The organism is Acidovorax sp. KPB24-07 (assembly GCF_057543315.1).
Genome location: NZ_BAAJYS010000473.1, coordinates 1 through 2325, shown reverse-complemented (window position 1 = coordinate 2325; position 2325 = coordinate 1). Strand labels below are relative to the sequence as shown.

The following is a 2325-nucleotide window of genomic DNA, read 5'->3' as shown; positions in this document are numbered from 1 at the left end:
GCGCGCGACGTGCTGCTGGCCTACACCTTCGGCTGGGCCGAGAACATGGTGCAGGCCGCCCTCAAGGCCGTGCCCCTGGGCCAGAGCGCGGGCCAGCGCATCCTGGCCCGGCTGGCCGCCGCCATTCCCGCTGCCACCGACGCCGCGCTGCACACCGGCGACGCGGACCGCCAGGCCTTCTCGCCCATGCTCGCCATCCTGTCGGCGCAGCATGAAACCCAATACTCCCGCCTCTTCCGATCATGAACACCACCACCACCAGCACCACCGCACTGCACCACATCCCCCACCGCACCAAGCCCCTGCCCCCGCTGCGCGTGGGCATCGGCGGCCCGGTCGGCTCGGGCAAGACCACCCTGCTGGAAATGCTGTGCAAGGCCATGCGCGACAAGCACGACCTCATCGCCATCACCAACGACATCTATACCAAGGAAGACCAGCGCCTGCTGACGGTGAGCGGCGCCCTGCCCGCGGAACGCATCCTGGGCGTGGAAACCGGCGGCTGCCCCCACACCGCCATCCGCGAAGACGCCTCCATCAACCTGGAGGCCATCGACCGCATGCTGGCGCAGTTTCCGAACGCCGACGTGGTCTTCATCGAAAGCGGCGGCGACAACCTCGCGGCCACGTTCAGCCCCGAGCTGAGCGACCTCACGCTCTACGTGATCGACGTGGCCGCGGGCGAGAAGATCCCCCGCAAGGGCGGCCCCGGCATCACCAAGAGCGACCTGTTCGTCATCAACAAGACCGACCTGGCCCCGCACGTGGGCGCCAACCTGGACGTGATGGCCGCCGACACCACGCGCATGCGCGGCACCAAGCCGTTCGTGATGACCAATCTGAAAACCCTGCAGGGTCTGGACGAGGTGGTGGCCTTTATCGAAAAGAAAGGCCTGCTGCAGGCGGCGTGATGCGCACGGGCGGGGCGTGGCGGCCGGCTAGAATACGCGCCAGTTTGCGGAGACTTGGGTGAGCGGTTTAAACCAGCAGTCTTGAAAACTGCCGACGGGCAACCGTCCGTGAGTTCGAATCTCACAGTCTCCGCCACGGCTTGTGACGCTCTTTCAGTCGTGTTAGCAGCGCCATATCCTTGTCGTTTTGCGCAGCTTCAAGCGCAGCGATTGCAATCCAGTGTTCTGGATCTTCTCCTAATTCGATAGCAATGTTCCCAGCAAGCATAGGGCTCAAACGCCCATGCTTCTTTGCCTGAGAGAACGTACTCCTGTCCAAATTGAAATCACGCGCCCAGGCGGATGCGTGCTTTTCGTTCAGTGCTTTCGCTAGTAAGTCCATCGTCGCTTGCATGGTGAATCCCCTTCAACGTTGATAGGATTTAAACAGTTTTCGCTTCCCTGTTGGCTGAAAGGGTGTCAACAATCCGCGTACTCGCTGAAACAGTTTCAGCAGATAGTTACTCGGAGCCGCCATGTCTAACCCCTCACGCGTACCCCAACCTTGGGAAGCTGCAGATTGCCCAACCCCTGCCACACAACAGCCCGGTGAAAGCTTGGCGGCTCCAGCCGAAGCTGGGCAGGGGAAGGGCATTCATCGGCGGTCGCGGTTTCTCCTGGCTGCTTCCCGTCCTGGCCTGCGCATCTCGTCGTATTCAGCCCGCCGCCTCGCTTTTTCGTTCCTGCTGCTGAGCACCATTGCTACTGCTGCTACCGCAAGCAGCCCGATGAACACGGCTGCTGCGATCCAGACGACGTCTGTGACTTGCTCCATTGATGGTTCCTTGCTGTTGTGGCTGTCGGTGTTGTGGGTTTTCTGCGCTCTCATCGCACTGGAGATTTTCGACTTTGTAGTGCGGCCTCTGCTGCGCTGGATCGTGCGGCGGTTCGGATGAGACTCGTCGCCAAGCACGCCCAGGTGGGCTACCAGACCCCCGGTGACCGCCCCGGTTGCCGCAACTGTGCGCACTTCGAAGTTGTGCGCCACGACAGCCCGGTGATCGCCCCCCGCACGGCCTGCACGCTGCACGACCTCGAGGTGACTAGCGGCGGTATCTGCAATAGCCACAAGCTGCAGCGCAAGCCCGGCGAGGCCCAGCTCGCGTTTCTCGCCAGGCAGCGCGATCTGCTGGAGAGCCAGGCGCAAGACCAGGACCGCAATCCTCTGTTTGTCACGCCTGAGACCTACCAGCGTGTGTACGCTCCCCAGGCTGGGGAGCGCCGCGCATGAGCTCCGCCCTGATCCACATGCCCAAGAGCTACCACGTCACCTGCCCTCCCGGCATGCTGCCCGATGGTCACCTGGTCAAACGCTTCACCTCCCTGCAAGCCTTTGAAGGCTACGTCACCCAGTTGCGCAAGCTCGGGTGCACGG

At 62.8% G+C, this 2325-nt stretch carries 5 protein-coding genes and 1 tRNA gene; 5 read left to right on the top strand and 1 reads right to left on the bottom strand.

Annotation, left to right across the window (positions count from 1 at the left end):
* The 3 genes from AC27IQ_RS22745 to AC27IQ_RS22735 all read left to right on the top strand — a co-directional run.
* On the top strand, positions 1-246 hold a 246-nt coding region (locus tag AC27IQ_RS22745), incomplete at its 5' end, for an urease accessory protein UreF (RefSeq protein ID WP_487090893.1).
* Positions 243-911: an urease accessory protein UreG gene (gene ureG, locus AC27IQ_RS22740; RefSeq protein ID WP_317355130.1), complete on the top strand. Its 669-nt coding sequence runs from the start codon at positions 243-245 to the stop codon at positions 909-911. The genes AC27IQ_RS22745 and ureG, both read left to right, overlap by 4 nt.
* Before the next feature lie 48 nt (positions 912-959).
* Positions 960-1047: transfer RNA gene (locus AC27IQ_RS22735), tRNA-Ser, on the top strand.
* Here the strand turns inward: AC27IQ_RS22735 and AC27IQ_RS22730 are convergent.
* Positions 1033-1305, bottom strand: coding sequence for a hypothetical protein (locus AC27IQ_RS22730; RefSeq protein ID WP_487090892.1), 273 nt, complete (start codon positions 1303-1305; stop codon positions 1033-1035). The genes AC27IQ_RS22735 and AC27IQ_RS22730 overlap by 15 nt on opposite strands.
* A gap of 202 nt (positions 1306-1507) precedes the next feature.
* On the opposite strand from AC27IQ_RS22730, the gene AC27IQ_RS22725 reads away from it, so the two are divergent.
* Together AC27IQ_RS22725 and AC27IQ_RS22720 are read left to right on the top strand one after the other, a co-directional pair.
* Positions 1508-1846 carry a hypothetical protein gene (locus AC27IQ_RS22725; protein ID WP_487090891.1) on the top strand — a complete coding sequence of 113 codons (339 nt, stop codon included), beginning with the start codon at positions 1508-1510 and terminating at the stop codon, positions 1844-1846.
* A complete protein-coding gene (locus AC27IQ_RS22720; protein ID WP_487090890.1) occupies positions 1843-2181 on the top strand; it encodes a hypothetical protein in 339 nt (112 codons plus the stop codon). The genes AC27IQ_RS22725 and AC27IQ_RS22720 overlap by 4 nt, the downstream gene beginning before the upstream one ends.
* The last annotated feature ends 144 nt before the right edge of the window (positions 2182-2325 follow it).

What these genes read in the sequence shown, in the direction of transcription:
- AC27IQ_RS22730 (WP_487090892.1), bottom strand. Translation starts at nt 1,305, where the DNA reads ATGCAAGCGACGATGGACTTACTAGCGAAAGCACTGAACGAAAAGCAC.
- ureG (WP_317355130.1), top strand. Translation starts at nt 243, where the DNA reads ATGAACACCACCACCACCAGCACCACCGCACTGCACCACATCCCCCAC.
- AC27IQ_RS22720 (WP_487090890.1), top strand. Translation starts at nt 1,843, where the DNA reads ATGAGACTCGTCGCCAAGCACGCCCAGGTGGGCTACCAGACCCCCGGT.